Origin of the sequence: Thermoanaerobacterium sp. PSU-2, from assembly GCF_002102475.1 — a bacterium.
In the GTDB taxonomy this organism is placed as follows: domain Bacteria; phylum Bacillota; class Thermoanaerobacteria; order Thermoanaerobacterales; family Thermoanaerobacteraceae; genus Thermoanaerobacterium.
In genome coordinates this window covers 40,761-48,391 of record NZ_MSQD01000016.1, presented here as the reverse complement: position 1 = coordinate 48,391, position 7,631 = coordinate 40,761, and the positions used below count along the sequence as shown (strand labels likewise).

Sequence of the window (7,631 nt, the reverse complement as noted above, 5' to 3'; positions counted from 1 at the left end):
CTCAACAAAATCAATAGATAGATTATTATGGCTTATATCATTGACATACCTGTATTGTACGACTTCGGGCGACGAATATTACAAATTTGGGCAGGGAATAAAAATGGTTCGTAAAGAAGTACAAAAGCAGCATGTTCAATGGCTATATGAACAAGCTAATAATAAAGTACCTATTGATGAAATTTTAGAACAACTAAAATTAGCATAGGCATAGTGTATCTATTTAATGGTAATATTTGTTATTAATTTTTCTCATCTATAGTATATAACATATCTCAATCCAGCAGCAGTGTTTCTGACACCGTGTGCTATGTGTATCCATCCTTTTTCAGTCTTTATAGGAACACATCCCGCACCATTTTTCACTTCTGTAATAGTATGATAAACTCTTGGACTTACAAGTTTTTCTTCATCTATCACCGGACTTTCTATATTGTCACAAAGCCCAAAACAAATCCCACTGCCGCTTCCTGCTTCTATGAAATCATCTTGAGGTCTTGTGTAAAATGCATACTTTCCATTTACAAACTCAGGATGCAGTACTACATTCCTCTGCTGTGGTGATCTCGTCTTAAGATTAGGAAGCCTCTCCCATTTTTTGAGATCTTTTGTGCGAACTATACCTGCACTGGCAATAGCAGACGACAAGTCACCTGGAGGAGCATTTGGATCCTTGCTTTCAGAGCAGAATACGCCATAAATCCATCCATCTTCATGCTTTGTAAGCCTCATATCATATACATTCGTTTCTTCAGGATATAAATCATCAAATTCTACAGGGTAATCCCAGAATTTAAACCCGTCAATGCCGCTGTCGCTTTCCGCAACAGCAAAAAACGATTTCCTGTCGTATCCTTCAACACGAGCAACGAGATAAAACTTTCCGTCCAGTTCTATCGCTCCCGGATTAAACACCGCATTTATGCCAAGCCTCTCCATAAAGTATGGATTAGTCCTCTCATCAAGATCGTATCTCCAAAATAGCGGTGTATGCTCTCTTGTCAAGACAGGGTATTTGTACCTGTCAAATATGCCGTTGTAGTCTTCAGTCTTCTCATTCTTTCTGTTTATCAGATCCTCATACTTTCGCAATTCTATTTCATATCTATCATGAAACTTCATTATTTTTCACCCTCTCTATAATCTCAATGCACATCCTGCTGTTGTGATAAGGACACTTCCACGGCTCCACTATAGGCATTTCAAATGGTTCCCCATTTTCATCAACCTTCCAGTACCATTCTCCCCCATCTCTTTTGTCAATCACATATCTTTTTATATATTCCCAGATATTCTTTGAAGCTTCTATGAATCTAACATCATTTGCCTTTTGATATGCGTTAAAAAACCCCACTACAGATTCTGCTTGAACCCACCATACTCTCGATGTGTCAGTTTTTCCTTCAACGGTCTCATTTGCTATGCCATCCGGTGAATATATATTATTTAATATGTTTTCAGCAATTTCCATAGTGTATTTTTTTGTTGTATTTTTTATTCCTTCATCACATAATACATCCACAGCCCTATCTAAAAGCCAGCTTGCTTCTATGTCGTGTCCATATGATTTCATATCAATGGTAGTGTCCCAATTGTCATTAAAAAATACTTTTAGATATTTTCCATCTTCACTGTATATTTTATTTTTAAAAATCTTGAAAAGATACTTTATGCTTTCTTTTAAGCTATCATCTTTCCATACATCATAAAGCAATGTGTAAGCTTCCAATATGTGAAGATGCGTATTCATTGTACGGCTGGATATTACCCCATGTTCGCTAAGTTCGCAATTCTCTTTAAGATTCCAATTGCGATCAAATTCCTCCAAATATCCATTTTCATCTTTGCAATTTCTCTCAATGATGTTAAATAAATCGATTGCAATATTTAAGGCTTCTTCATTGCCTGTCGCTTTGTAGTATTGAGCCAATCCGTATATGCCAAAAGCCTGACTGTAGGTATGCTTTCTGGTATCAACAGGCTCTCCTTTATAATCTACCATCCAGTAAAGTCCTTTATTTTCCTTGTCCAATACATTATCTCTTAAAAATTTATAAGCATGATGGGCCAATTTAAGTGCTTTTTCATCTTTATCTAAACAGTAAATTGCTGAAAAAAACCACAGTATCCTTGAATTCAATATTGAACCTTTCAAGGCTTTTTTGTCAACATTTAAGTCATAGTCAACATATCCATAAAAACCACCGTTTTCTTCGTCTTTCAGTTTGCTCCAAAAAGGAAAAATTCTATCCTTCAACTCTTTATACATTTCCTGTGCTATTTTATCCATTCGACATGTCCCCTCACCTTAATTTTTCACATTTAATTCCCACAATAACAAAAACTAATTTATATCTTTAACTGAATTTCTAACGACAAGCTCTGTATATAGCTTAATATCTTCATACGGCTTCTCAAGATTGTTCATCCTGTACAAAAGTTGATTGACAGCTTTTTCACCTAAAGATCTCTTTGGAATATCTACAGTCGTAAGAGCAGGATGAGAATACGCACTCATCTCAATATTGTCAAATCCTACAATAGAAACATCGTCAGGCACTTTAACCCCCAAATCTTCTAAGCTTCTCATAAACGCCAATGCAATTTTGTCATTTGCACAAACCCATCCAGTAGGAAACTTCTCTGCTACGGTAATCTTTTTCTTAAAGTAATCAGGATCTTTAAAAAATTCTGCACCTTTTAAGTTTATGTCTAACCATACATAATCTTTATCGATACTAAGATCCAGATCTTCCATAGTCCTTGCATAAGCATAATACCTTTCCCTGAAACTAAATGCCCATTCATTGTTACCGATAAAGCCAATCTTTCTATGACCGTTATCATATAGATGTTTTACTGCTTTGTACATTCCATTTTCATTTGCCGTATTTATGTAGTCACAATCAATTACATTGCTGTAATGATCTACGACAACAAATGGTATTTTTGTAGCCTTAACCTTTTTAATAAATTCATCATTCAAAGTACCTACTATTATGATTCCATTTGTGGTATCTTTCGTAATAGTGCTGGGAATGCTTAAATTTTCCTCGCCTTCTTCATCAATGCCCGTAATGCTTAATTTCAAATTGTTGTTTCTGGCTGCGTTTTCAATTCCATATAGGACATTGGACCAAAAAGTTGACTCAATAAGAAAATCCGCTCTGCAAAGTATGGTCACGTTTAAGATTTTACTTGGTATGTCTTTAATCTTTTTATACCCCATTTTCATGGCTGTCTCTAAGATGCGGCTTCTCATTTCCGCACTTACGCCTTCAGCACCTCTCAGTGCCTTGGACACAGTATTTTTCGATACACCTATGACCTCTGCAATATCTTGTAAGGTTACTTTTTTCATGTTTATCACCTGCATTCGTTTGATTTGCACTTTATTTTTTTGCTTAATTTAAGTATAATGTAACTTTTATTTAGTGTCAACACGATTTTAAAATTTGATTTGTAGAAATCGTATCGCATTTATTGTACAAAATACAAGTAAATTAAAAGATAGGCTGCTTATCATCTAATACAGCCTATCTTGTCTTTTCACTTAAAAGCGTTTACTATTTTATACACCAATTTACACACTCATGTAACGTCTTCAAAAACGACTCGTTTAACAGTCCATCTTCCCTGTGGGCAGGAGTCAAGCAGCACACCTTGCCTTTACCAAAGTGATGATACCATCCTGCTATGGATTGTCCGTATTTAGAGAAAGAACGCAAAAATACATTTGTATCATTTTCTTCGCATTTGACGAAATAATGTTCATCAACAAACTCAAACGTCTGGATAGCACTTTCAAATTCTCCTAGCATATCTTTTTGTGGTACGTACTGTACAACATCGTTTTTTTCAGGATGATGTAAAAAATATCCCTTTAGCATTTTATTGTATTCTCCATCTTCCGGATATGATGATAGGCCAGAATGCCATGCAAATAAGCTTCCACCGTCTTTTACGTAGTTTACTATTTTCTTCTCTATCTCTTCTGTCATCCAGAGATTAACACTCTCTGACTGTGGATTTAATCTATTTTCTTTAAATAATATTACGCAATCAGGTTTTGATTCTAATTCCTTTTGTAACTCATCAATATCTATAAATCTAAGATTTACATTGCCAAGATTATTTATGACTCTATATAGAGATCTTTTTATAATTTCCTCATTGTGGTAAAAATCACCTAAAATCGCAACTATCTCTTTCACAATATCATCCCTTTTTTTAAAAATTCTCTAAAAGCTCTATGATTACCTTTAACTTCGAAAAAGTATCTATGTAAGCATATCTTCCACCTTCGTAATCGCCTTTTTGGACTAGGCTCATCTCATTTTTCTCTAATGCTTTTATCTTTTCATCCATGTCTTTTACTTGAAACGCTATATGATGTACACCTTCCCCGTGTTTATCCAAAAACTCCCTCCAAGTGCTTATGTTTTCATCTGGCTCAATAAGCTCTATTTGAACTTGCCCCATATCAAAAAAGGCAAGCTTTGCACGAGCATCAGATGGTTTTCCATTATATTCTGCATGTGACTTCTCATAGCCATCTGTCCAATTCCACTTAGGCTTTTCCACTCCAAAAAAGTCTGCAAAAGTCTTTGATGCTTCATCAATGTCTTTTACTATTATACCTATCTGCGTGACGATGTTGGTACCTAATAAATTCTTGTCCATAAATATCCCCCTAACAAATTTTTAATTGAACTTACTGCAACATATCTAATAAAATTATACACCTTCCATAATTTTTCACAAAAAAAAGAGGAGAAAATCTCCTCTTTTTTACCTTATCAATACCTCATCTACTTTATCTTTTAACATCTCTTTTATATTTTTCAAAAATTCAATATCACACTGTTTTTCGCCGCACAAGTCTTTATCTAAAACACCGTCAGAATACTTGTAAGCTTGAAGCACATATCTTCTGCTGCCAGAAATCAAATCACCAATTGACGAAAAATCTTCTAAGCTAAGTATCTTGTCATTTACAGTCGTCCTGAATTCATAGTCTATTCCAGAGTTTTTAATTAAATCAATGCTTTTTACAATTCTCTCTATATCTTCATTGTTTTTTACGAATAAACCGTATTTATTTTTAGGTGCCTTTACATCCATAGCAATGTAGTCTACCAAATCATCTCTTAAAAGCCTTTCTATGACATCAGGGCGAGAACCGTTGGTGTCAAGCTTAACGCTAAACTCTAAATCTTTTATATCATTAATAAAGTCATATAAGCCATCCCACAGTGTTGGCTCTCCACCTGTTATACAAACGCCATCTATTAGATTTTTCCTTTTATTCAAATATTCCATGAAGTCAGCTTCACTCTTAACAGGTTTTTTGCGCTTAATAAGCTGGCTATTGTGACAGTATGGGCAAACAAAGTTACATCCACTTACGAATACCGTCGTAGCTATTTTGCCTGGATAATCCACCATAGACACCGGCAAATAATCATACATCATATTACAAATTCCTTCCTGTCAGAAAACTCCTCTCTTTTGCCTTCATTCCAGTTTTGAAGCGGCCTGTAGTATCCCACAACTCTGCTGTATACTTCGCATTCATTGCCACATTGCGGACAGTTAAAATGTTCTCCAGATATATAGCCATGGTTGTCGCATATTGAAAAAGTCGGCGTTATTGTGTAATAAGGAAGCCTGTAATTGTAAGCTATCTTCTTCACCAATGCTTTGCATGTATCAGGATCGTTTATGTTTTCACCTAAAAAACCATGAAATACTGTTCCGCCTGTGTATTTTGTCTGAAGTTCGTCCTGCAAATCAAGAGCCGTAAATATGTCATCTGTAAAGTCGACAGGAAGCTGTGTGGAATTAGTGTAATACGGCACATCTCCTCCTGCAGTGATGATGTCTTTGTATAGCTCTTTGTCTTTTTTTGCCAATCTGTACGACGCACCTTCAGCAGGCGATGCTTCAAGGTTGTAAAGGTAATTTGATTCTATCTGATAGTCTTCCAATCTATTTCTCATGAAGTCCAAAACTTCCAATGCGAAATTTCTGCCTTTTTCACTCGTGATGCCGCATCCCATGAAATTCAAAAGTGCCTCATTCATTCCTATCAAGCCGATGGTATTAAAGTGATTCTGCCAATACGAGCCAAATCTCATCTTTATATCTCTTAAGTAAAATTTAGAATACGGATAAAGCCCCATTTCAGTCATATTCTCCAACACTTTTCTCTTTATCTCAAGGCTCTTTCTTGCTACATCCATTTGCTTTCCTAATCTTTCAAAGAACTCTTCTTTTGAATTTGATAAATACCCAATCCTTGGCATATTTATCGTTACAACGCCAATTGAACCTGTAAGTGGGTTTGCTCCGAAAAGACCGCCACCGCGCTTTCTGAGCTCTCTATTATCAAGCCTTAAACGACAACACATTGATCTTGCATCTTCTGGGTTTAGATCGCTATTTACAAAATTGCTGAAATACGGAAGGCCGTATTTTGCAGTCATTTCCATTATTTTATCAATGACAGGACTTTCCCAATCAAAATCCTTCGTTATATTGTAAGTTGGTATTGGAAATGTGAATATCCTTCCATTTGCGTCCCCTTCCATCATGACCTCAGCAAACGCCATATTAAGCATGTCCATTTCCTTCTGAAATTCTTTATACGATCTATTCATGGCTTTGCCGCCTATTATTACAGGTTCGTCAGCCAGTATGTCTGGCACCACAAGATCCATCGTTATATTTGTAAATGGCGTCTGAAAACCTACTCTTGTTGGAACATTTATGTTAAAAATAAATTCCTGTAATGACTGCTTTACTTCTTTATACGAAAGCTTGTCATAATATATAAACGGTGCCAAATAAGTGTCAAAATTAGAAAATGCCTGTGCACCTGCAGCTTCTCCTTGAAGTGTATAGAAGAAGTTAACTATCTGTCCTAAAGCAGATCTAAAATGCTTTGGAGGTCTACTTTGCACTTTTCCCTCTACGCCGGTAAATCCAGATACGAGGAGGTCTTTCAAGTCCCATCCACAGCAGTACACAGATAAAAGGCTTAAATCGTGTATGTGCAAATCGCCATTTACATGAGCATCTCTTACTTCTTTTGGATATATCTTATTCAACCAGTAATTAGCCGTTATCGTACTTGCTATGTGATTATTCAAGCCTTGAAGAGAGTAGCTCATATTGCTATTTTCATTTACTCTCCAGTCAAGCTTCCCTATGTACTCGTCCACCATTTTTTCAATGTCCATAAACATATTTTTAAATTCTCTTATGTCTTGGTGTTGTTTTCTGTACAATATGTACGCTTTTGCCGCTTTTGCAAATCCATGTTTTATCAAAAATTGTTCTACAATGTCTTGAATCTCCTCTACACTTGCGCGCCCTTCAAAATTATTTCCTATGTACTCTGTAACTTCATCAGCTATCTTTGAAGCATCACTGTACTTCCCTTCGCCGACAGCTTCAAATGCCTTGTATATAGCATTTGCTATTTTCTCTTTCTTAAATTCTTCTTCTTTACCATTTCTCTTGACTACTTTCATTTCCTTATCCAATTTCAAAACCTCCATTACTTTATCATCTGTAAAAATGATTCAGCAAATACCCCGATTAAAAGTTAATCAAATAAGCAAACA

6 protein-coding genes and 2 pseudogenes are annotated in these 7,631 nt (G+C 35.7%); 1 reads left to right on the top strand and 7 read right to left on the bottom strand.

Features of this window, described 5'->3' with window-relative positions; translation table 11 throughout:
- Positions 1–208, top strand: a pseudogene (locus tag BVF91_RS11410) (IS701 family transposase); the annotation flags it as partial.
- Between the two features lie 53 nt (positions 209–261).
- Here BVF91_RS11410 and BVF91_RS11405 read toward each other — a convergent pair.
- The 7 genes and pseudogenes from BVF91_RS11405 to BVF91_RS11375 all read right to left on the bottom strand — a co-directional run.
- Positions 262–1,122: pseudogene (locus BVF91_RS11405) on the bottom strand (glycoside hydrolase family 130 protein); the annotation flags it as partial.
- Entirely contained in the window at positions 1,109–2,290 is a 1,182-nt protein-coding gene (locus BVF91_RS11400) for an AGE family epimerase/isomerase (RefSeq protein WP_085113517.1), read from the bottom strand. The gene BVF91_RS11400 and the pseudogene BVF91_RS11405, both read right to left, overlap by 14 nt.
- Positions 2,291–2,344: 54 nt before the next feature.
- Positions 2,345–3,361 carry a LacI family DNA-binding transcriptional regulator gene (locus BVF91_RS11395; protein ID WP_085113516.1) on the bottom strand — a complete coding sequence of 339 codons (1,017 nt, stop codon included), beginning with the start codon at positions 3,359–3,361 and terminating at the stop codon, positions 2,345–2,347.
- Between the two features lie 205 nt (positions 3,362–3,566).
- Positions 3,567–4,214, bottom strand: a complete 648-nt coding sequence (locus BVF91_RS11390; protein WP_085113515.1) for a ThuA domain-containing protein — start codon at positions 4,212–4,214, stop codon at positions 3,567–3,569.
- Positions 4,215–4,230: 16 nt separating this feature from the next.
- Positions 4,231–4,683 carry a VOC family protein gene (locus BVF91_RS11385; protein WP_085113514.1) on the bottom strand — a complete coding sequence of 151 codons (453 nt, stop codon included), beginning with the start codon at positions 4,681–4,683 and terminating at the stop codon, positions 4,231–4,233.
- Positions 4,684–4,791: 108 nt separating this feature from the next.
- On the bottom strand, positions 4,792–5,475 hold the full coding sequence (locus BVF91_RS11380; protein WP_085113513.1) for an anaerobic ribonucleoside-triphosphate reductase activating protein: 684 nt from the start codon (positions 5,473–5,475) through the stop codon (positions 4,792–4,794).
- Positions 5,472–7,565: a ribonucleoside triphosphate reductase gene (locus BVF91_RS11375; RefSeq protein ID WP_502688661.1), complete on the bottom strand. Its 2,094-nt coding sequence runs from the start codon at positions 7,563–7,565 to the stop codon at positions 5,472–5,474. Before BVF91_RS11375 ends, BVF91_RS11380 begins: the two co-directional genes overlap by 4 nt.
- Positions 7,566–7,631 lie beyond the last annotated feature (66 nt).